Annotated in this window: 14 protein-coding genes; 3 read left to right on the forward strand and 11 right to left on the reverse strand. The window is 37.8% G+C overall.

Going from position 1 to position 22,298, the window contains the following annotated elements; all coding sequences use genetic code 11:
• Positions 1 to 337: 337 nt before the first annotated feature.
• Entirely contained in the window at positions 338 to 2,893 is a 2,556-nt protein-coding gene (locus tag LB465_RS07165) for an adenosylcobalamin-dependent ribonucleoside-diphosphate reductase (RefSeq protein ID WP_224468692.1), read from the forward strand.
• Positions 2,894 to 3,106: 213 nt separating this feature from the next.
• On the opposite strand, the gene LB465_RS07170 is transcribed toward LB465_RS07165, so the two are convergent.
• The 10 genes from LB465_RS07170 to pabB all read right to left on the reverse strand — a co-directional run bounded on the left by LB465_RS07170 (position 3,107) and on the right by pabB (position 18,949).
• The gene (locus tag LB465_RS07170; RefSeq protein ID WP_224468695.1) at positions 3,107 to 5,677 is read right to left on the reverse strand and encodes a glycoside hydrolase family 5 protein; all 2,571 of its coding nucleotides are present in this window, start codon (positions 5,675 to 5,677) and stop codon (positions 3,107 to 3,109) included.
• A 9-nt stretch (positions 5,678 to 5,686) separates the two neighbouring features.
• Positions 5,687 to 6,583, reverse strand: a complete 897-nt coding sequence (locus tag LB465_RS07175; RefSeq protein ID WP_224468698.1) for a hydroxypyruvate isomerase family protein — start codon at positions 6,581 to 6,583, stop codon at positions 5,687 to 5,689.
• A gap of 256 nt (positions 6,584 to 6,839) precedes the next feature.
• Positions 6,840 to 7,544, reverse strand: coding sequence for an NUDIX hydrolase (locus tag LB465_RS07180; RefSeq protein WP_224468700.1), 705 nt, complete (start codon positions 7,542 to 7,544; stop codon positions 6,840 to 6,842).
• Positions 7,545 to 7,701: 157 nt separating this feature from the next.
• A complete protein-coding gene (locus LB465_RS07185; RefSeq protein WP_224468702.1) occupies positions 7,702 to 9,291 on the reverse strand; it encodes a solute:sodium symporter family transporter in 1,590 nt (529 codons plus the stop codon).
• Positions 9,292 to 9,361: 70 nt separating this feature from the next.
• Positions 9,362 to 10,357, reverse strand: a complete 996-nt coding sequence (locus LB465_RS07190) for an aldose epimerase family protein (protein WP_224468704.1) — start codon at positions 10,355 to 10,357, stop codon at positions 9,362 to 9,364.
• 10 nt (positions 10,358 to 10,367) lie between these two features.
• Entirely contained in the window at positions 10,368 to 12,191 is a 1,824-nt protein-coding gene (locus tag LB465_RS07195; RefSeq protein WP_224468707.1) for a DUF885 domain-containing protein, read from the reverse strand.
• A gap of 3 nt (positions 12,192 to 12,194) precedes the next feature.
• Entirely contained in the window at positions 12,195 to 14,042 is a 1,848-nt protein-coding gene (locus LB465_RS07200; protein WP_224468709.1) for a CocE/NonD family hydrolase, read from the reverse strand.
• Positions 14,043 to 14,188: 146 nt separating this feature from the next.
• The gene (locus LB465_RS07205; protein WP_224468712.1) at positions 14,189 to 16,207 is read right to left on the reverse strand and encodes a protein-disulfide reductase DsbD family protein; all 2,019 of its coding nucleotides are present in this window, start codon (positions 16,205 to 16,207) and stop codon (positions 14,189 to 14,191) included.
• On the reverse strand, positions 16,204 to 17,514 hold the full coding sequence (gene tilS, locus LB465_RS07210; protein WP_224468715.1) for a tRNA lysidine(34) synthetase TilS: 1,311 nt from the start codon (positions 17,512 to 17,514) through the stop codon (positions 16,204 to 16,206). Before tilS ends, LB465_RS07205 begins: the two co-directional genes overlap by 4 nt.
• Before the next feature lie 88 nt (positions 17,515 to 17,602).
• Positions 17,603 to 18,949 (reverse strand): aminodeoxychorismate synthase component I, encoded by a 1,347-nt coding sequence (gene pabB, locus LB465_RS07215; protein ID WP_224468717.1) that lies wholly within the window; start codon positions 18,947 to 18,949, stop codon positions 17,603 to 17,605.
• A gap of 164 nt (positions 18,950 to 19,113) precedes the next feature.
• On the opposite strand from pabB, the gene LB465_RS07220 reads away from it, so the two are divergent.
• On the forward strand, positions 19,114 to 20,064 hold the full coding sequence (locus LB465_RS07220; RefSeq protein ID WP_224468720.1) for a sterol desaturase family protein: 951 nt from the start codon (positions 19,114 to 19,116) through the stop codon (positions 20,062 to 20,064).
• Between the two features lie 3 nt (positions 20,065 to 20,067).
• On the opposite strand, the gene LB465_RS07225 is transcribed toward LB465_RS07220, so the two are convergent.
• Positions 20,068 to 20,604 carry an NADPH-dependent FMN reductase gene (locus tag LB465_RS07225; protein WP_224468722.1) on the reverse strand — a complete coding sequence of 179 codons (537 nt, stop codon included), beginning with the start codon at positions 20,602 to 20,604 and terminating at the stop codon, positions 20,068 to 20,070.
• A 341-nt stretch (positions 20,605 to 20,945) separates the two neighbouring features.
• On the opposite strand from LB465_RS07225, the gene LB465_RS07230 reads away from it, so the two are divergent.
• Positions 20,946 to 22,295, forward strand: coding sequence for a DEAD/DEAH box helicase (locus LB465_RS07230; protein WP_224468724.1), 1,350 nt, complete (start codon positions 20,946 to 20,948; stop codon positions 22,293 to 22,295).
• The last annotated feature ends 3 nt before the right edge of the window (positions 22,296 to 22,298 follow it).

The raw sequence follows: 22,298 nt of genomic DNA on the forward strand, positions 1-22,298 counted from the left end.
TTTATTGTATCAAATAAATTCTTCAATTCAGATTTAATAAGAACAGTAATTTTTAGCGAATTTTAAACAAAAAAATCCTGTTTTAGTTTTCACAATCAGTAAAAAATAACTTTCTGCACTTCTGCTTCAGCAGTTTACTCCTGCACAAACTTTAATTCTCTTTTTTTAAAAAATTTGTCAACTTTTTAATGTTGATAAATTCATATTTTACTGATAATTAGTTTATTAACAATTTTTGTTTGATAACTTTTCTTAACAAGATTTTATATTCTTGTACATCTTTATCTATATTTACATTCCGCTTGAAACTATTACTAATCCAAAATCTAAAATTAATATGGGTGTGAACACTACTACCGCCGCTCCTAAGACTTATAGCCAGGATGAGGCTTTTAAAGCTTCGCTGGACTATTTTAAAGGAGATGATTTAGCCGCACGGGTGTGGGTAAACAAGTATGCGCTTAAAGATTCCCAGGGGAATATTTATGAGCTTACGCCAAACGATATGCATCGTAGAATTGCAAAAGAAATTGCCCGTGTAGAGCAACGCTACCCAAACCCAATGAGTGAAAATGAAGTTTTTGACCTTATCAAAGACTTTAAATATATTGTCCCTCAAGGTAGCCCTATGGCCGGTATTGGTAACCCTTACCAAATTGCTTCCCTTTCTAACTGTTTCGTGATTGGTAACGATGGCGATTCAGATTCTTATGGAGGGATTATGAAAATTGACCAGGAACAGGTACAGCTTATGAAGCGCCGTGGCGGTGTTGGTCACGATCTTTCCCACATTCGCCCAAAAGGTTCGGCGGTAAAGAACTCTGCACTTACCTCTACCGGGATTGTTCCTTTTATGGAACGTTACTCCAACTCCACAAGAGAAGTTGCCCAGGACGGTCGTCGTGGTGCGCTTATGCTCTCGGTTTCTATTAATCACCCAGATTCTGAAGATTTTATAGACGCTAAAATGGAGCAGGGAAAAGTCACCGGCGCCAATGTTTCAGTAAGAATAGACGACGAATTTATGCGTGCTGTGAAAGAAGATCGCAGTTACGTTCAGAAATATCCAATTTTTAGCGAAAATCCTAAGAACTCAAAGGAAATTGAAGCCAACAAGCTTTGGAAAAAAATAGTGCATAACGCCTGGAAATCGGCAGAACCGGGAATTCTTTTCTGGGATACGGTAATTAACGAGTCGGTGCCGGATTGCTATGCAGACCTTGGTTACAAAACTGTCTCAACAAATCCTTGTGGTGAAATTCCACTTTGTCCTTATGATTCGTGTAGATTGTTGGCTATTAACTTATTTTCTTATGTAGAAAATCCGTTTACTGAAAATTCATCCTTCAATTTTGAGCTTTTCAAAAAACATATCGCCGCCGCTCAGCGCATTATGGACGATATTATTGATCTTGAATTAGAGAAAATTGATGCGATTCTTGCCAAAATTGAAGCAGACCCTGAAGGTTCTGAAATAAAAGGCGTAGAATATAACCTTTGGAAAAATATTCAAACCAAAGCTAAAGAAGGAAGAAGAACCGGAATTGGCATCACTGCAGAAGGCGATATGCTTGCCGCGCTTGGAATTAAATATGGAAGTGACGAAGGTGTTGACTTTTCAGTAAAAATCCACAAAACCATCGCTTTAGAAGCTTACAGAGCTTCAGTTTATGCAGCGAAAGAAAGAGGCGCATTCGGAATATTTGATTCAGAAAGAGAAAAGGAAAACCCGTTTATCCTTCGACTTAAAGAGGCCGATGAAAAACTGTATTACGATATGTTGGAATACGGCCGTCGTAATATCGCTTTACTTACCATTGCGCCAACAGGTACTACCAGTTTGATGACGCAAACCAGTTCTGGAATTGAGCCGGTGTTTATGCCGGTTTATAAGCGAAGAAGAAAGGTTAACCCTAACGATAAAGATTCTCGCGTAGATTTTGTGGATGAAGTTGGCGATTCCTGGGAAGAATATGTGGTTTTCCACCATCGATTCAAAGAATGGATGAAGGTTAACGGTCACGAAATCACCGATGATTATTCACAGGAAGAATTAGATAAACTGGTTAAAGCTTCTCCTTATTACAAAGCTACTTCTAATGATGTTGACTGGCTGAGTAAAGTGAGAATGCAGGGAGCAGTACAGAAATGGGTAGATCACTCTATTAGTGTAACCATTAACTTACCAAACGATGCTACTGAAGAATTGGTTGGCCAGCTTTATTTGGAAGCCTGGCAAGCCGGTTGTAAAGGAGTTACCGTGTATCGCGATGGTTCTCGTTCCGGAGTTTTGATTTCTAATGAAGAGAAGAAAGAAGAAACAGAAGAAGAGAATAATACGCCTTTCCCAACTACAAGACCAGAAGTTTTACAGGCGGATGTAGTTCGATTCCAAAACAATAAAGACAAATGGATCGCTTTTATAGGCTTAATAGACGACAGGCCTTATGAGATCTTTACCGGTTTTGCCGATGATGAAGAGGGAATTTTAATACCACGCTGGGTTACTGAAGGTGCGATTATTAAAGCCCGAAATGAAGATGGTACTTCCCGTTACGATTTTCAATATGAAAACAAAAGAGGTTATAAAACTACTATTGAAGGCTTATCTCATAAATTCAACCCTGAGTATTGGAATTATGCAAAACTAATTTCCACCACGCTTAGACACGGGATGCCAATTGAAAAGGTAGTAGATTTAATAAGCAGTCTGCAATTGGACAGCGAATCTATAAACACATGGAAAAACGGAGTTGCCAGGGCTTTAAAACGCTTTATCGCCGATGGTACCGTTGCCAAAAAACAAAAATGTACAAATTGTAATTCATCTAATCTTATCTATCAGGAAGGCTGCCTTACCTGTCAGGATTGTGGCTCTTCCAAATGTGGATAGAATGGCTCTTATAGATTAGATAAAAAAATGCCTTTTGAAAATATCAAAAGGCATTTTTGTTTTTAGAAAGGAATGTTTCTTACTTTCGTCACGCTGTCCCGAAGCTTCGGGATGTTTCAGCTTCTATTCTGTGAGTTAATTATACTCATCTTAGATCCTGAAATAAATTCAGGATGACGGTATATAAAACATTCAGTTAAGCTTATAAATTCTCTATTCCAAACTCACCGAAATAATCCCCACTCCGTGTGGATTCTCTAATTCGTTATCTTCAATCCCGGGACCTATGGAAAATTGCAAGGCTTCAGCATTTTCTAATTCAAAATCTCCATCATAAGAATGCTCAAAATAATACGGTAAAAATGAAGGATAAGGTCTTGGCAAACTCACCGTTTTAACCGGTTGTAATGAGGAAAGTTCGACCTCATAAGCTTCAGTTTCTGGATTGATTTCTATTACAGTTCCAAAAGTAGCTCCATTTTTCATTACAAATGCAACCTGTAATTTATCGGTAGCTTCCGTTAAAGCTCTTGCCTTGATTAAAATTTTGTCTTTAGAATCCAATTCATTTTTACGTCCTTCAATTTTTCTGCTGAAATTATATCTAAACGAATAATCGTAAACAGGAGTTGCTTCAGGATTTTCAACATCTTCTTCAAAGAGTTTTTCCACTTTTACCTGGTATTCTGCTTCCCCGGGATTATTGGTTGGCACCAAATTATTTTGCGGGTTCCACTCCCCTACTATATAATCTTGATCTTCGGCAGCATTAAAAATATAGAGCGGTTTCTCTTCCTCTACCACCCGAGTTGTATATTTTTTTTCCGAATGAAAATCCCAATCTTCAGGACTTCCGGTAACTTCACCGGGAAATGTTTCTTTTCCTTTATCTGTAGTCACTATAATTCTATACTCCAAAAAGCCATTATTCAGCATATTATCTGGAATCTGCGCGGAAAAATTATAAGCCTTGCTATTTTCAAGTTCTACTGATTCATAAGTATTTCCATTTTGGAACCAGGCTTCTACTTTTTCAATTTCCAAATTGGAAACAATTTCCGCAGTGATGGCTGCTGAAGTATTCTTGGCAATCTCTTTAATTGCATCGTGTAGCACATAAGTTTTACCAACGGTAGTTTTAGGGGCAGTAAATTCAGCTAATTCAAATCTTAAATCCAGGTCTGAATTTTCATCAAACTCAGCACCATCATTTTTCAAAAGATAAGTTCCTGGGCGAATTTTAAAAGAATTTCCTTCAATCTCAGGACTAAACATATTGCCTTCATTTAAAGCTTTCAGGCTAAAATTCTCAACTATCCCTGGAAGGTTTAAATCCATTTTCCATTCCTCCCAATTAATCACTCCAACGGTTTTATCCAGGCTGTTGCTCCCAAAGGGGTTATCAACCAAAATAGCATCGGGCATTATTTCTAAACGCCAAACGCCATCGGTTAACTTATCTAGAAAATAAGCGCCTTTACCTTCATATTTAATCACTTCAGAATTACCGAAACCGGCAATATGCTCAAGATTTTCTAAAGATTTAGGTTGGATTTCATTTGTATTCGTATAAATAAATTTCTCTTCTGAATTCAATACCGCCAGGTCTTTTTCATAATCGATTACAAAATCCTGGAATTCCAGGTTTTTGGGATAAACCCCAAAATTGCTGTTTACAGGAACCTGATGAAAAACTTCACCGGCAATCATTAAGGCCAAAGCTTTTTGTGGTGTGTAGGCAAGGTTCATATAATGCGTGTTGTATTCGGTATTTCCAAATGCCAAATATGTAGGATCGTAGGCAAAATGAGTCCCGATCTGGATCCCGGCTTCCCTGAAACTCCTGGCCATCGCAGGATAAATGTAAGATTTCATCACATCGGCTGCATCAAATTCGTACACCAGTTTAGCCGCGTTGTTTTCTTCAATTACATCATTAAACGGAATATGATAATCGTTTACATTTGGTAAAAGATTGCCTTCCAGTTCCTTTTGAAATCCGAGTCCGGTTGGGTACCATTGAAAAGTGCCACCATCTATTCCGGCATCAAAATAAGACTCGGCAAGGTGAATACTATGACTTACATTGTAGAAAATTGGTTTTTCCGAGCCTGTACTTTTCATTGCCGAAACCATTTTCTCAATAAATTCCTGCACTTCTTCAGGCTCTCCTTTATGGTGTGGTTCGTTGCTAATTTCAAAAGCAATCAGGTTTGGTTCATTTTTATAAGCCACGCCCGTATGTGGATTCACGTGATTTAAAAATTGTGCTAAATAATTTTCTTGGGCTTTTATCGCACCGGGTTCGGTAAGGCTTCCGGCTTTTCCGTATTTATTTGAAAATCCGGGGGTATCCTCATCGGGTTCCGGCCATCCATTTCCCCAGTAGGCAATAGGGGTTATTACGAAATTTATATCTCGCTCCTTGAGTTTTTTTAGTAAATAATCAAACAATTCTAAATGTTCATTCTCTATTAAATTCCCTTCTTCATCGCTAATTTCGGTATCCCAAACGTGAATTCTATAAAGATCGAAACCAAGTCGGGAAAAATGATAAACATCTTTATCTATGGCTTCTTTTAAATCTATATCCAGTTTCTCGCCACTACGGTAGCCGTGTGCAAAAGGCACCGAATAATTAACCCCGAAGCCTTTAACTTCTTCATCGTTATGACCCCAACGCATCAGGCCTTCATCATCTACGTAAACGTCTTGTTTTTCCTGGGTAAATCCTGTAAAAGTTAAAAAACTAATTATAAAACTTAAAAAAAATCTCTTCTTCATATATAAATTTTAAACATCACAAATTTCAATAGCTTTTTTGAGTGATTCTATCTCATCGGGATTGGTAGGAATGTACTCCTGGGCGACGAAACCATCAAAACCGGTTTCTGCAATTGCTCGCATGATCGCAGGATAAAAAAGCTCCTGTGTATCGTCTATTTCATTCCGCCCCGGAACTCCTGCAGTATGGTAATGATTAATGTGTTTATGGTGTTTTTTAATCGTGGCAATAACATCTCCTTCCATTACCTGCATATGGTAAATATCGTAAAGCAATTTAAAGTTATCGGCTCCCATTTCTTCGGCCAGGGCAACACCCCACTCGGTATGATCTGCCATATAATCTGCGTGATCTACTTTACTATTAAGCAATTCCATAACCAGGGTTACATTTTTCTTTTTCGCGTATTTAAGGAGCGGTTTTAAGCCTTTTGAACAGTTTTTAATTCCGGTTTTCTCATCCATCCCGCGACGGTTTCCGGAAAAAACAATTACGTTTTTAATCTTATGATCTGATGCCTTATCAATTAGACCTTTGTATTTTTCCTGAAGGTCTCTATGGTTTTTAGGCTCATTAAACCCGTTTTCGATATCGGCAAAAACATCGGTAGCCATTGAGCAAACCAATCCGTATTTTTCGACCGTATCCCATTCTGAGGGTTTTAAAAGATCTATTGCCTGAATTCCCATGGAAGCACATTTCTGAGCAAATTCATCTAAAGGAATATCCTGAAAACACCAACGACAAACCGAATGATTAATGTTATTTTTTTGACTATGTGGCAACGAATTATTGTCGATATAATTTATAGCAGCAAAAGAAGATGCTACCCCACCCAGGCTCAAAAATCCTAAACCTATGGCTATACTCTTTAGAGCCTCACGCCGGGAAAATTTCGTTTTCATATCAATTGTTTTTAAGTTGGTTTAATAATTTTAAGGATCAAATAAATCGAAAACTGCTATAGTTTTCATCAGGAAAATTTCTTACCAAATCAGTTAAAGAGAAAGCTTATTCAGAACTAAAAATAATTCTAGAACCTTTCTTTTCATAGACAAATAATCATAAACGTAAATCTTACAATTATTTTTCAGAAAACAAATTTTTTACTTCAATTATTTTTGATTTTTTCTTAACATTTAGCAGGAAAGAAAAGCAGGGTTACGCTATTTCGAAATTATAGCCGGACTCCAGGAGTTTTTTATAATTTTTATGGTCGAATTTATAAAGGAAAGCTCCTCTACGGGAAGTAGATTTATCTTTTTCTTCCAGCTTTATTAGCACATTAAGCGAAAGTACTTTTTTTCTGAAGTTTCTTGCATCCAGCTCTTTTTGGTAAATAGCCTCATAAAGCTGTTGAAGTTGCGGAATAGTGAATTTTTCAGGCAGTAATTCAAAACCAATTGGTTTATATCGTGCTTTACGTTTTAAGCGCTCCAGTGCATCCTTTACCATCTGGTCGTGATCTAACACCAAATCTGGAACTTTGTCTATCTCATACCAGTGAGCTCCGTGTTTTTTTACTAACTCTTTATCGTAGTCATCTGGTCTAATTAATGCGTATTGACCAATAGATATCGAACGATAACCAGGATCTCTTTCAGCTTTTCCATAGCTTTTAAGTTCCTCCATAAACACATTTTCGAGACCCGTAATTTCCTTAAGCACGCGTTTAGCAGCCTGGTCTACATCTTCATTTAATTTTACAAAACTACCTATTAAAGACCAGGAATCTTTAAGGGGCTCTACCCTTCTTTTAAATATTAAAAGTTTCAATTTACCTTCATCAAAACCGAAAATTATACAGTCGGTAGCGACATACATTTTATCGTTTTGAGCATAATAATCTGAAATGGATTCAGGCATAAGGTATTGGTGATTTCAGGATAAATATAATTAAAAGTAAAAAACCTGGAAAAGTCAATTCTTGATTAAACTGAAAAATGAAATAATTCAGTGAAAATCGTATACAAGAATAGCTATTATTTATTCAAACCGTTACTTGCATTTTTATTCAGAAAAATTACTGGGCAAAATAAACATAGATAAAGACAACAAGAACCACAATTCCCAGTCCAACCGGTTTTACCAACTTCCAGGGCTGAATATCTACCTGCCTAGTATAATCTAATACAAAAGGTTTAATTCTCGGTTTCCATTTTCCGATTACGAACATAATGATAACGTTCAACACGAATAAAATGGCCATTACGTGAAGGTAATGTGGTAAAGCATCTTCTCCAACCACAAAATATTTAAGTCCTAAATAAATTAGATAGAAACCAACCCCACTAAAAATCGCAACTTTTGCAGCAATGGCCGGGATTCGTTTAGTGAGATAACCCACAATTACAATAGTTAGAATAGGAATACTGTAACTTCCGTTTACTTCCTGTAAATAACCGAAAAGACCTTGTGGGGCGTTGGCAATAAAAGGCGCGATAAGCATAGCACCGATAGCTAGAAAGATTCCGAAGCGTTTTCCCTGTTTTACCACTTTAGCTTCACTGGCTTCCTGATTGAAATACTGTTTGTAGATATCTATTCCGAATAGGGTAACCGAACTATTTAATGCTGAATTAAAAGAACTTAAAATTGCACCGAAAAGTACAGCGGCAAAAAACCCTGTAAGTACTGGCGGAAGCACTGCATTTACCAATGCAGGATACGCCTGATCGGCATTATCTAAATCTCCCTGGAACATATGCCACGCAATGATACCCGGTAGAACCACGATAATTGGTCCCAGGATTTTAATGAAGGCAGCAAGCATTAAACCTTTTTGGCCTTCACGAAGGTTTTTCGCAGCCAAAGCTCGCTGAATAATCGCCTGGTTGGTTCCCCAGTAGAACAATTGTACCAGCATCATCCCTGTAAATATGGTTGAAAAAGGTACTGAAGCATCAGGCCCTCCAATTGAGTTAAACTTCTCCGGGTTGGAGTCAACTAAAACTTCCAAACCATTTATAATCCCACCATCTCCAATGGCCATAAGTCCGAATATTGGGATCAATAAACCACCTATAAGTAAACCTACAGCATTGATAGTATCTGAAACAGCAACTGCTTTTAAGCCGCCAAAAATGGCATAAATAGAGCCAATGATACCAATTCCCCATACGGTAAGCCATAGAGCTGTATTGGCGCTAACACCCAGCATTTCAGGAATCCCGAACATCGTACTAATCGCTAACGCCCCGGAATATAAAACAATAGGTAGAAAAATAATCATATAACCTGATAGGAATAGCCCCGAAACCAGGGTTTTGGTTCCTTTATCAAATCGCTTTTCCAGAAATTGCGGAACGGTAGTTAAGCCTCCTTTTAAATAACGTGGCAGTAAAAATAATGCAGTTATTACTATGGCAATCGCTGCAAGGGTTTCCCAGGCCATTACTAAAATCCCTTCACTAAAAGCCTGGCCGTTTAAACCTACAATTTGCTCAGTAGATAAATTAGTTAGTAATACAGAACCTGCAATAACTCCTGCAGTAAGACTTCTTCCTCCAAGGAAATATCCATCACTTGTACTTTCATCGGTTTTTCTTGTTGCCAAATAGGCAATTATAGCTACTAAAAGCGTAAAACCAATGAATGATAAAATTCCAACCATATCTTAAATAAAAATTTTGTTAAATATAAAATTTTTATTGAGAGTTGTCCCTACTTGAGCTTTAAACTTCTTACTGGCCGCTAACTGAAAATTTATAGGAGATCCAATTGTAGTACTGATCTCCCGGCTTTAAAACCGCTTCCGGAAAGTTTCTGAAATTTGGTGCATCAGGAAAATTTTGTGCCTCTAAACAGAGCGATGGATATTCTTCTGCAATTTCGGTATGATAATTCAAATCTTCGGGGAGGTTTTCAGGAGCATAAGCCACCAATGCCTTTTGATTGGTTTTTACCTCCATTTTTATTCCTGTTAAGGGAGCAAAAAGTCTAGCAACAACTTCATCCTTATCAGGTTTTAAAACATAGGTATCATCAAGACTACGGTTTCCCACTAATTTACCTTCGATAAAATTTTTCGGATGCTTTTTAAGCTTGGTTAAGTTTCCGGTGGGCAATAAATTTTTGTCTACTTCAAGGATTTTTTCAGCTGCAATCTTTAAAAAATGATCGCTTATACTTCCACCACCATTCAGGTTAAAATAGGTGTGGTTGGTAAGATTAATCACTGTTTTTTTATCGGTTTTAGCCGAATATTCTATAAGCAGTTCATCATTTTCGGTAAGCGTATATTTAACCTCAACTTGTAAATTACCCGGATAATATTCTTCGCCGTCTTTGCTGAAATAACTGAGTTTTACCGAAGGATTGGGCGCTGTTTCCTCTTCTTTAATTTCCCATATCTTATATTGAAAACCATTATCCCCACCGTGAAGATGTACATGATCCTTTTCAAATAATTTATATGTAATATTATCCAGCTGAAATTTCCCGTTCGCAATTCTGCCGGCGTAACGCCCTACAGAAGCTCCAAAACATTTGTTATGATCCTTATAAACTGAAGTTATAAATTCCTCTGCTATTGGACTTACCACTACATTCACTATGTTCCCAGTTTTATCCTTTATTTTAAGACTAATTACAGCGGCTCCATAGTTAAGAATCTGGAGTTCACTACCTTGATTATTAACAAGGTTTACTGTTTTTAAATCTTCCTTTATAGTTTTCAAATTAAATTTTTTAGTTGGTTTTACCGGAAATCCAGTCATCTACTTTTTCTTCCAGAATATTTAAAGGTAAAGCTCCGTCTAATAGAATCACATCATGGAACTCCCTTATATCGAAATCTTCTCCCAATTTTTCTTCTGCCTCTTCTCTTAACTCCAGTATTTTGTTCATTCCAATTTTATAAGCTGTAGCCTGGCCGGGCATAACAATATGCCGTTCTACCATTTTCACACAATCACTTTCGGCATTTGGAGTATTTTGTTTATAGTATTCTATTCCTTCCTGGCGGGTCCATTTTTTAGCATGAATTCCCGTATCTACAACCAGCCTGCAAGATCTCCAGAGCTCCATAGCCAGTCTGCCAAAATCGGAATAAGGATCTTTATAGAAACCTATTTCTTTTGGTAGAAATTCGCTATAAAGTCCCCAACCTTCTACATAAGCGGTATAGAAACTAAACTTCCTAAACTGAGGAATATTCTCTAATTCCTGTGCTATTGCAATTTGCATATGGTGCCCGGGAATCCCCTCGTGATAAGCTAAAGCTTCCATTTGATAAATAGGCATAGCGGCCATATCGTATAAATTGGCATAATAAGTTCCCGGTCTTGAACCATCCTTTGCAGGCTGCTGATAAAAAGCCTTGCCGGCGCTTTTTTCCCTAAAAGGCTCTACCGCTTTTACCACTAATTCTGCTTCAGGTTTAGTTAGAAAAAGTTCATCTAAGTTGGCCTTCATGGCGTTTATTATATCGGTAGCTTCAGCAAGGTATTTTTGTTTACCTATAGAATCATTAGCATAATAAAATTGCTCATCTGTACGCATAAACTCGAAGAAATCCTGCAGCGTTCCTTCAAACCCAACCTCTTCCTTAATTTTTTCCATTTCGCCGTGAATACGTGCTACCTCATCCAGGCCAATTTGATGAATTTCCTGGGCCGAAAGATTAGTCGTGGTAGTTCTTTTAAGGGCGGTGGCATAAAATTCATCTCCCTTTGGAAACTTCCAGGCACCGGCGTCATTATTTGCACGTTTCTGCTGAGTTTCAAGAAAAGAAATTAAATTTTCATAAGCCGGTTTCACCTCTTTAACCAAAGCATTTTCTGCGTTGGAAATGAGCTCTTTTTCTTGTTCTTCTGAAATTTCTAAATCGGTTATTTTCGATTTAAAATCGTTGAGTAGTGCACTGTTTTCAACAGATTTACCAAAAGGCCTGCCTTTTATCACATTTCTACTGGATTCTAAAACCCTGTCGAATACAAAAACCGGGGGGACAATCCCATTTTGTTCCCTGATTTTTAGATTTCCAATTACCTCTTCCATCACATCTGGAATACCTTTTAACCTGGCAATATAAGCTTCAGCATCGCTTACAGAATCTATACGGTGCATATTAATTAAAAAAGCAGGCAGCTCGGCATGGTAACCAAACATCTGGTTTACCGGATAATTATAAAACCGAAAATCATAATCGGCTAATTCATTTTCTAACTTCTGCACATATAAATCGTAACTCAAACGCGTTTGCTCGTTTAATGCTGAAACATCTACTTTTTTTAGATATTCTAAACGCTTTTTAGCTTTCTTACGATCTTCAGCATATTTCAGGTGTGAAAAATCGTCCCACTTACCGTAATTGGTTTTTTGCCCCAATCGGGTTTGCATCATAGGCGATTCTTCGACGTCCCTTTGAAATTCTTCTTCAAAATATTCGTTTAATTCTGCTGAATGTTCTGCAATCTCTTCTTTAGAATAGTTTTCTTCCTTTTGATCACAGGAAACACCCAAAACCAGCAAACTGATAAAAAGGATTTTATGAATAAATTTAATGTTCATAGGCTATTCTTTTAATACTGAAAATTCTATTGAAGAATCTCCAAATACAGTATGGGTTTGTTTCTGAAAATCTTCTTCTTCCGCTTCAAAAATATTAGGAACAAAGGTTTGTGGATTCCTGTCTATAAGCGGAAACCAGGTACTTTGCACCTGAATTTGCAGTTTGTGACCTTTCTTAAATGTATGATTAATATCCTGAAGTGTGATATTTACCGAAGTTTTCTCATTAGGTTCAAATGGCTCGGGGTTTTCAAAACTATTTCTAAAACGCCCACGCATCACCTCGCTACGCACCATCATATGATAGTTATCCATATCAAGATGTTCCATTGTTTCTTCGTAATCTTCTGCATCAAGCGGGTAAACGTCTATTACTTTTACAACCCAATCGGCAGCAGTTCCCGTAGTAGCAATATTTAAGCGAGCCATAATCTCACCGGTAAGCTTCATATCTTCCTCCAGCACTTCTGTTTCAAAAACCAAAACATCTGGTCTTCTGGCAGCGAAACGCTGGTCGCCGGTCATATATTCTCTTGGGGTGAAAACTGCTTTAATTTCATTGTTATATGAAACCGGCTTTTCAGGATCGCTTACAAAGCTTTCATTGTTTTCGGTAGCCTCATCGGTTAACTCCTGATCATCTCCCAGGTAGAAAACCTTCTCTTCGGTGTTTTTTGGAGGCCAGGCTTCATAAGAATTCCATTTTCTGGCACCGGTATCGTAAACATAAGCTTCCGCAAGATCTACATCACCGTCTCCGTCTTCTTTTAGAAAATGATTAAAGAATTTTGTTTCAATATTTCTTTGGTAATCTTCAGAAATATTATCGCCAAAATAAACATTCCCTACTGCCTGCCTTTCGGTTTGTCTTGCCCAATCCCCGTGGCTCCAAGGACCAAACACCATAATATTATAATTATCGCTGCTTTCTTCAATTTTCTTATAAGTATTAAAAGGCCCGTAAAGATCTTCAGCATCAAACAATCCACCTACAACCATTACTGCAGGCTCAATATCTTCTAAATGCTGAATAATGCCTCTACTTTGCCAGAACTCATCATAATTTGGATGATCTTTTAATTGTTGCCAGAAAACGTTATCTTCACCATAATATTCGTCCAGGTTACTTAGCGGACCAACATCTAAAAAGAATTGATACTGGTCTTGAGTGCCAAGATCTGGCAAATCGTACCATGCCTCGGTAGTTGGACCCGTCTTATCATATCCGAAAAGCGCAGTTGCTCTCCAATAACTCAATAAATAAGCGCCGTTATGATGAAAATCATCAAAAAAGAAATCTCCGATTCCCGCTTGTGGCGAAGAAGCTTTTAAAGCAGGATGCGCATCTACCAAAGAAGCAACAGCGTAGTGGCCCGGATATGAAATCCCCCAGGTTCCTACCCTTCCGTTGTTATTATCTACGTTTTCAATAAGCCATTCAATAGTATCATAAGTATCGCTGGATTCATCGAATTCATCTCCAGATTTATTCGGAATAATTGCGCGCATATTATCGTATTTCCCTTCACTCATCCACCTTCCGCGAACATCCTGGTAAACAACTATATTCCCTTCCTTCATCAAATACTCGTTAGGACTAATAAGCGAACGAAACTGATCTTCACCATAAGGTCTGGAGCTATATGGGGTGCGCTGCATAAGAATAGGATATTCTTTAGAAGTATCTTTTGGGGAATAAATAGTGGTGTGCAGTAAAGTCCCGTCACGCATCGGGATATCTACTTCTGTTTTATTATAGTGTTCTTTTACATCATATTCTGCTTGCGCAATAATATGAACAGGTAAAAAACTCAAAAACAAAAGGATAAAACTTAAACGGTGTAATTTCATAGTTTAGGGGTATTTTAAAAGCCCCTAAGATAGAAATTACACCGATAAACCTAAAAGAATTTTAATCGATAATCGAGAACTAAATACTACCGGTCTTAATTCAAATATTATTTCATCTGTAAATGTCTCGCGAATTCCGAGCTAGTTTATTTTTTCGTTGCTTCGCGGAATTTGGCAAGACCTTCCTTGAGCCAGCTTAGATATTCAGCTTCGTTAGGCGTGTAACCCACCGGCTCGTTGAGCAAGTTCACCTCATTATCCAGCAGCACGTAAAAAGGTTGCGAATTATTTTTAAAATTAAGAGTTTGGAAAGTGGCCCATTTATCGCCAATAGTTTCAATTGGTTTAATTCCGCCTTTTGGTTTTAGATAATTAAACTGCTCATCTTCAGTAAGTTCCTTTCTATCATCCACATAAAGGGAAATAAGGATATATTCATCGTTTAAAACATCAAAAACATCGGGATTGCTCCAAACCTGTTCTTCCATTTTCCGGCAATTTACACAAGCCCAGCCCGTGAAATCCAGGATTATGGGTTTGTTTTGTTCCCGCGCGGCTTCCAGGCCTTTATCCCAGTCTTTATAAGCTTCCAGACCTAAAGGTGCTTCTGTACCTTTATCATAAATACTATAAAATAAAGGGGGTGGAAATCCACTTAAAAGTTTAAGGTTTGCTGCGGAAGTATTAGTTAAGCCCGGGATTAAATAAAGCACGAAAAAGAAGGTAATCACGCCTACACCAAACCTAGCTTTACTAATCTTCTTTTTAGGCCCATCGTGCGGAAATCGGAGAAATCCGAATAAATAAGCCATTAAGCCCAAACCTACCAGGATCCAGATTCCGAGGAAAATCTCACGTTTTAAAAGTCCCCAATGTTGTACCAAATCGGCATTGGAAAGAAATTTAAAGGCAAGGCCCAATTCTATAAAACCTAAGGTTACTTTTACGGTATTTAACCAGCCACCGCTCTTTGGTAAAGAATTAAGCCAGTTGGGAAATAAGGCAAATAGTGCAAAAGGCAATGCCAGGGCAAGTCCAAAACCGCCCATTCCCATGGAAAGTTGCATCGCGCCTCCATCACTGGTTAGAGATCCACCGAGTAGCGAACCTAAAATTGGCCCGGTACAGGAAAAGGAAACGAGCGCCAAAGTAAGCGCCATGAAAAAGATACCTACAAAGCCTCCTACACTGGAAGCTTTATCGTCCATTTTATTGCTCCAGGAACTCGGTAAAGTGATCTCGTAATAACCAAAAAAGGAGAAGGCGAAAATGATAAAAATGATAAAGAAAATAATATTCAGCGTAACATTGGTGGAGATATTATTAAGAATTTCAGGATTTACGCTGTCCAGTAAATGAAACGGCAAACTAAGTAAAAGATAGATCACAAAAATAAAAAAGCCATACAGTATGGCATTCACCAGTCCTTTTTTCCGGTCTTTAGAACCTTTTGTAAAAAAAGATACTGTAAGTGGAATCATTGGAAACACACAAGGCGTTAACAAGGCGATTAAACCTCCTATAAAACCTAGCAAAAAGATGTTTAAAAAGTTATTGCCTTCTTCCTTTTCAGGCGCAAATTTTTCCATTCCAGAAACTTCGATATTTAAAGCTTCGGTAAGTTGTTGATCTTTTTCTGAAATTTCCAGATCGGTAAAACCTTCGGTTACTTCATTTCCATCAAGGGAAATCGTGAAACGCTCAGTTTCGGGAGGCAAACATTTTTCATCATCACAAACCGAAAAATATATTTCAGCAACAATTTCTGGTTTAGATTCCCCAGGAACGTTAATTTTTTGGGTAAAAATCGCTTCATCCTCAAAATAGGTAATATCGGCTTCAAAGACCTTATCGTAAATGGGTTCAATATCGGGCTCTGTGGTTTCACCAATAAGTTCAAAATTTTCTTCCTCATTATTGTAAAAAAAAGTAGTGGCGATGGGCGCAATATCAATATCGGCCTCTTTTTGCGAATATAAGTGCCAGCCATCTTCAAGATTAGCGGTAAAAACCAGCGTAAAAATACTGTCGTTTTCCTTTTCTACGGAAGCTTCCCAGGTTATAGGATCTACCATTTGGGAATCGCCGCTCCCATCATCAAAATATTGTGCCTGTAACTGAAGTAAAGGAATTAAGAATAAAAGCAGACTCGCCAGGTATTTCATAAACTGAAGGTAATTTTTATAATTTTTTGATCAGGTGATGTAATTGAAAAACGCCTATCGGCCCGCTGATTGATCACCCAAACAATTTTATCTCCCGAACACAGCAACCAGCTGTTTTCTTTCTCGGGCAAAGATAATTTTTTGTCTTTAAAGAAGTCGCTTAACTTCTTCTTTCCTTTCATCCCAAACGGATAAAACAAATCGCCTTTTTTCCATTTTCTCACCCTTAAAGGATAATCCAGTTTTTCAGGATCTACATAAATACAATTTGAAGTTTTTTCTTTTATTTCTCCAACTTCTGAAAACGAGAAAGTTCCCATAGGCAGCATCGCAAAATCTTCATTCTTGGCGATTTTATAAACCTTATCTTCTATCTGACTTTTCTCAGTCAAAATCAAGTATTCCCGGTCTTTAATCAACTTATGTGAAGCTGAAAAAACCATTTTTCCGGGTTGGGCGTCCAGTAAGTTGTACACATCGTTCCATTCGGTAAAGCCGAAAGATTTAAGCAATTGATACAAAACTGCTGGAGTATTCGGGACCTTTTTAAGGTAATTTATATCCAGGCTATACCCATATTTTGTCCTGTCTATGATTTTTGGATAAAGCAGGCTCATATAATCTTCCACAAGCTCTTCATTTTCCTTTAAATGCGACTGGGTTTTTAAAAAAATCTCCAGAAACTGAGGGTTTAATTCTTCAAAAATCGGCACAACTTCGTGCCTAATTTTATTCCGAAGATATTTTGTAGATGCATTGCTACTATCTTCCCGCCAGGAAATATTATTTTCTTTTGCATAAGCTGCGATTTCATTTCGGGAAAAATTCAGCAAGGGCCTGATTATTTTATTGCTGTCAGAATTTATTCCGCTTAAACCTTCCAAACCGGTGCCACGCAATAAATTGATGAAAAAGGTTTCCAGGCTATCGTTGGCGTGATGAGCAGTTAGCGTATAATCAAATTGATGCTTAAGGCGTAGTTCTTCAAACCATTCGTACCGGAGGTCCCGAGCCGCCATTTGAATAGATAAACTATTGTCTTTGGCATACTGCTCAGTATCAAAATTCTCTACAAAAAGTTCCACCTGTAGTCTTTTAGCCAGGGTGGCCACAAAACCCTCATCGGCATCACTTTCTTCGTCTCGAAGGTTAAAATTGCAATGTGCTAAAGCAAAATCAAGCTTGGCTGCTTTGCACAAATGAGCAAGCACCACGCTGTCTACCCCACCACTTACCGCAAGCAAAAGCTTACTGTTGCAAAGGTAAGGAAACTGCGATTTGATCTCGTTTTTGAAAGCTTTTTCCATAGGAAATCAAAGATACAAAAACAGTTGGCAGTGTTTAAATTGATAGTTTATGAAACTTTATTCTTGATGGTCTTAATTTTGCAAGAAATTAAGACAAGGCTTTTCGCATTGCGCTTGCCTTTAGCAGGCATTCTTCGTATTCTTTTTCGGGATCTGAGCCGGCTGTTATTGCTCCACCTACAGAAAAAGAGACATATTTTTTTTCCGAATTATAAAGAATACTGCGTATCACCACATTAAAATCGAAGTCACCGTTTGGAGTGAAATAGCCTACCGCTCCGCTGTAGAGTCCGCGTTTGGTTTCTTCCAGTTCTTCGATAATTTTCATCGCTGAAATTTTTGGAGCCCCCGTCATACTCCCCATCGGGAAAGTTGCCCGTAAAGCTTCTACCGGCGGAATGCCATCATCGATTTCCGCAGAAACCGTAGAGATCATTTGATGCACCTGTTTAAAGGAATACACCTTACAAAGTTCATCTACATTTACGCTGCCCTTTTTGGCAATTTTTGAAAGATCATTTCTTACCAGGTCTACAATCATCACATTTTCAGATTGTTCTTTCGGGTCTTTGGAAAGCTGTTGCGCTATTTCCAAATCTTCTTCAGCATTGGGTGAACGCCTGGCTGTACCCTTTATAGGCTGGGAAATTAATTTTGAACCCGATTTCTTTAAATAACGTTCCGGCGAAGCCGAAAGTAAATAATGTTCTTCCAGTTTAAGAAAAGTGGCAAATGGCGGACCCGAAATCTCGTTAAGTTTTTGAAAAACTTCAAAAGGTTCTATTTCCCTGTTTTCGGCAAAAAACTCCTGGCAAAAATTGGCTTCGTAAATATCGCCGCGTTGAATGTAAGCGAGCATTTTTTCGACTTTTTTCAGGTAATCTTCTTTGGAAATTCTGGCACGTATCGGTTGTGGGTTGTGGGTTGTCAGTTGAGGGTTATCTGTCAGCGGAAGATTTGAAATTTCAGTAAAATCATCTTCAATTTCGTCATCCAGCATCTTCAAATAATGCATTTCTAATAGATCGCCCTTCAGTAAAAATAATTTTTGAGGTTGAAAAAAGTAGAGATCAGGAAAATTGAGTCCGTCCTGGTTTTTAGAAGAAAGTGCTTCCACATCATTTTTAAGATCGTAGGAAAGATATCCAAAAATCCAGTCTTTGGTAGTTTGCTGATATTCCTGAAGTTTTGCAAAAGCCTGGTGATAATCAGTTTTTATGGCCGTAAATACGCCCAGGGCAAGTAGCGCATCGAATTCGCCGTGCTCCTGGTGATAATTATTACTATCCAGCCAGGCAATTTCCTCAAACTGCCTACTCCATTGCAACAATTGTTGTTTAAATTTTAGCGGTTCTTCTAAAGTATAAGTCAATTTGGTGCGCACCTGGCTTCTAATTTTGGAGCGTAAAGGTAAGAACAATTTGACGTAGCACATATTTAAATCCTTTTGCAATTTAGTTTAGAATTTTATAGGCCAGCGTGCTTTAAAAAAAAGGGAATGAAATTAGTTCAAAATACTTTTTGAATTTGCAAAAAAAAAGTTTAATATTAATCCAATCATTTTCAATTACAAATCCCACTTAAGATCCAATATTTCAGATGTTTACAGATACAGAGAAACTCACTTTAGCCGATATAGAAAACCTGGATTTCACTACTGTTATTTGGATTGCTGCCCCACTTATGTTCTTTTTCGTCTTACTTGAATTTTTAATTGGTAGGAAGAAATATAAAAAGCTTTATTCGGGGAAAGACTTCCTGGCTTCTTCAGCTATCGGAATCGGTAATTTAATCCTTAACGGTTTTATGAAGATTGGAGTTTTTATGATTTTTCTTTTCTTTTTCAATCTGGCGCCCTTTAGGATACCCCATACCTGGTGGTCTTATGTCTTATGCTTAATACTGCTAGATTTCAGCAGATATTGGTCACATCGCCTTGCGCACGAACAACGTTTCTGGTGGTCAACCCACGTAGTTCATCATTCGTCGGAACATTATAATTTATCTACTTCCTTTCGATTGTCCTGGACGCAGAATTTAAAAATAATATTCTTTTTACCGGTAGTACTGCTAGGCTTTCATCCTTTGGTATTTTTTATTGTTCATCAACTTGAAGTGCTCTATCAATTTTGGATTCATACAGAATTGATAAAAAAATTACCACGACCAATCGAGTATATTTTCACCACACCATCACATCACCGGGTACACCATTCGGTGAATGAAAGATATCTTGATAAAAATTATGGATCCACCTTTATTTTCTGGGATCGCATTTTCGGAACATTTCAGGAAGAAGATGAAAAGCCTCGTTACGGCATCACCAAACCGGTAAACTCCTACAATCCCTTTTTCCTGGTTTTCCACGAGTGGATTGAAATCAGTAAAGATATCTGGAAATCGAAATCATTAAAAGAAGCCTGGATAATTTTATTTGGAAGCCCGGTAGACAAACACAAGGAAGATATGGGAATTACAGGGAAATCTGATGCTGAATTGGCCAATATCGGTAAAGCAAATGAAGAATTCAATATAAAAAAAGCAAGGTGATTTTTATTCTTCCAATTGATGAGAAAAAGTAGTTAAAACGTCCTGGATCCCCATATCCAGTACTTCGTTTAGCATTTCACCATCTTTAAAATTATCGTTGAAAGAAGGCAAACTAAAGCTCTCTATCACTTCGCCACCAAACCTTGGTAGAATTCCTTTGGTATATTCCAGGGCTGAAGCCGCACCCCGTTTCCCAGGTGATGTACTAATCAATAAAATCTTTTTGCCCTCCAGGAAATTTCGATCTAAACGCGAAAGCCAGTCGATTATATTTTTAAAGTATGCTGAAACATTGCCGTTATGCTCGTTTACCGCAATCACCAATGCATCGTGATCTTTGATAATATTATTAATTATTGTCGCACCAATAGGCATTCCTTTTTGCTTTTCCCTATCAGAACTGTAAATAGGTAATTCATATTGGGTAAAATCCTGGATCTTAACCTCGTGACCCTGGATTCGGTTCGCGACGTGTTTTAATAATTGAAAATTAATGGAGGTGCTGCTATTGGAACCGGCAAAGGCTAGGATCTTTTTCATTTATAGATTGAATTTCACCAAAAATACCGAAATAAATGAAATAACTCATTTTTATAAAATTGAAAAGAATTATAAGTTTCTTTCTATTTTCCAGAAGTTATAAAGTATACCTCACCCTAAACTCGCATCATAGCCTGCTTCAAATTTATCTGTCTAACTTGAGTTTCACTTTTATTAATCTTTGATGCCGCAACAGCTTGACGGATTCTTGAAATTTTAAGTATTTTAGTTTGAGATCCCGCCCTGCAGCGGGATTAATTCAACGAACTATATTAAAATTGCTATGGGCAATTTTAATATAGAGTTTCATTAACTTTGCCGATTCATAAAAACTTCATTTAGTGACTTTTCAAGACTTAAATATTACCACTCCGTTGCGCAATGCACTGGAAGATATTGGGATCACCACGCCCACGCCTATTCAGGAACAATCTTTTTCTACCATTATGTCTGGGAAGGATATGGTGGGAATTGCTCAAACTGGTACGGGGAAAACCTTCGCCTATATGCTTCCCATTTTGCGTATGCTTAAATATTCGGAACAAAAAAACCCTAGGGTATTGGTTTTGGTTCCTACCCGTGAGCTTGTGGTGCAGGTGGTTGAAGAAATTGAAAAGTTAACCGCTTATATGAATGTTCGCGTTACCGGAATTTACGGCGGCGTAAATATGAACACACAACATCAGGCGCTATTGCAAGGGTTAGATATTGTGGTAGCTACTCCGGGAAGGTTGTACGATTTGGTACTTAGGCGTGCACTTCAGTTAAAATCTATCCAAAAATTGGTGATAGATGAAGTGGATGTGATGTTAGATTTGGGTTTTAAATTTCAGATCAATAATATCTTTGAATTGCTACCGGAAAACCGACAAAACATTATGTTTTCGGCAACAATTACTGAAAATGTGGAGAACTTAATCGAAGCCAATTTTAAAAGTCCGGAAACTATTTCTGTGGCTGCCAGTGGTACCCCGCTGGACAATATTAAGCAAACCGGGTACAAAATCCCGAATTTTTACACCAAAGTAAATCTTTTGAAATACCTTTTAAAAGAGAAGGAAACCTATTCTAAGGTGCTGATTTTTGTGGCTTACAAGCGAATGGCCGATAGGCTTTACACCGAATTGCAACAGCATTTTCCAGAGGAATGTACCGTGATTCATTCTAATAAAACCCAAAATTACCGCTTGCGGAGCATCAAACAATTTGGCAGCGGATTTTGCCGAATTCTGGTCGCTACCGATGTTATGGCCCGCGGACTCGATATTGAATCGGTGAGCCACGTGATTAATTTTGATACACCAAAATACCCAGAAAATTATATGCACCGAATTGGTCGAACCGGACGAGCTGAGAAAGAAGGGAATTCGATTTTAATGACTACCGAAGCGGAACAGGAATCGCTGGAGAAAATTGAAGCTTTGATGAAAATGCAAGTTCCGCAGGAAGAATTACCAGAGGAAATCACGATTTCTTCAGAATTAATTCCAGAAGAGCAACCGAAGGTTTTCGAAATTAATAATCCAGGAAAAAATAAAGATGATGATGCGCCCGGTCCTGCTTTCCACGAGAAAAAAGAGAAAAATAGAAAGGAAAACCTGGGTGGTTCTTACCGCCGGGAAATTGCCAAGAAGTATAAAAAGCCTAAAACTCGCGGAGATAAAAACGCTAACCGTAAAAAGAAAAAATAATCT

Origin of the sequence: Salegentibacter lacus, assembly GCF_020164555.1 — a bacterium.
Lineage (GTDB): Bacteria > Bacteroidota > Bacteroidia > Flavobacteriales > Flavobacteriaceae > Salegentibacter > Salegentibacter lacus.

Bases quoted from the DNA above. Each gene is read 5' to 3' on its own strand.
- LB465_RS07165 (WP_224468692.1), top strand. From the start codon at position 338: ATGGGTGTGAACACTACTACCGCCGCTCCTAAGACTTATAGCCAGGAT.
- LB465_RS07170 (WP_224468695.1), bottom strand. From the start codon at position 5,677: ATGAAGAAGAGATTTTTTTTAAGTTTTATAATTAGTTTTTTAACTTTT.
- LB465_RS07175 (WP_224468698.1), bottom strand. From the start codon at position 6,583: ATGAAAACGAAATTTTCCCGGCGTGAGGCTCTAAAGAGTATAGCCATA.
- LB465_RS07180 (WP_224468700.1), bottom strand. From the start codon at position 7,544: ATGCCTGAATCCATTTCAGATTATTATGCTCAAAACGATAAAATGTAT.
- LB465_RS07185 (WP_224468702.1), bottom strand. From the start codon at position 9,291: ATGGTTGGAATTTTATCATTCATTGGTTTTACGCTTTTAGTAGCTATA.
- LB465_RS07195 (WP_224468707.1), bottom strand. From the start codon at position 12,191: ATGAACATTAAATTTATTCATAAAATCCTTTTTATCAGTTTGCTGGTT.
- LB465_RS07200 (WP_224468709.1), bottom strand. From the start codon at position 14,042: ATGAAATTACACCGTTTAAGTTTTATCCTTTTGTTTTTGAGTTTTTTA.
- LB465_RS07205 (WP_224468712.1), bottom strand. From the start codon at position 16,207: ATGAAATACCTGGCGAGTCTGCTTTTATTCTTAATTCCTTTACTTCAG.
- tilS (WP_224468715.1), bottom strand. From the start codon at position 17,514: ATGGAAAAAGCTTTCAAAAACGAGATCAAATCGCAGTTTCCTTACCTT.
- pabB (WP_224468717.1), bottom strand. From the start codon at position 18,949: ATGTGCTACGTCAAATTGTTCTTACCTTTACGCTCCAAAATTAGAAGC.
- LB465_RS07220 (WP_224468720.1), top strand. From the start codon at position 19,114: ATGTTTACAGATACAGAGAAACTCACTTTAGCCGATATAGAAAACCTG.
- LB465_RS07225 (WP_224468722.1), bottom strand. From the start codon at position 20,604: ATGAAAAAGATCCTAGCCTTTGCCGGTTCCAATAGCAGCACCTCCATT.